This is a genomic window from Lysinibacillus sphaericus, assembly GCF_006864135.1.
Lineage (GTDB): Bacteria > Bacillota > Bacilli > Bacillales_A > Planococcaceae > Lysinibacillus.
Genome location: NZ_SADV01000067.1, coordinates 1 through 544 on the forward strand (window position 1 = coordinate 1; position 544 = coordinate 544).

At 34.4% G+C, this 544-nt stretch carries 1 pseudogene; it reads right to left on the reverse strand.

Annotated elements, in window-relative coordinates:
- Positions 1-249: 249 nt before the first annotated feature.
- Positions 250-544: pseudogene (locus C7Y47_RS24725) on the reverse strand (transposase); the annotation flags it as partial.

Consider the following 544-nt stretch of genomic DNA (forward strand, 5'->3'; position numbering starts at 1 on the left):
AGTCAAGTCCTTAATATTGTGTAAAAATATTATACAAAGTTTTCAACCCTGATTTTTATCTAAACGTCTGATTGATAAATGAATTGAGCTTACTCATTCAAATCTCCCTACATTTTTTTGGCCGTAACTTCCGTGTATTTATATGTCCACATTCAGAAATGGCTGTCAAAGGCTCTTTTCACTTTGATAGCCGTTTCTGAATGTGGCATCCTACGGAATGGAAGTTACATGAAAAATACTTAAGTATCACTAAGTTGTGAGTCCCTTTTTCTTTGCGTATACAGTTTTTTGATACTGCATTAGAACCGCACCTACTAATCGAAAGCAGATTGTGTATTAGGGAAAATGCGGATTACCTTTTCTCTTCTACGAACTTCTTGATTTAAACGTTCAAGAGAATTGGTACTACGAATATGACATCGTATTTTCTCTGGGTAGTTCATGTATTGAATCGTATCTTCGAAGTCTTCATCAAAGATGGCAAGGGCTTTTTCATACTTGGTATTGTTTCCGAATTGATCAAATAACTCATCTTTAAATTTTC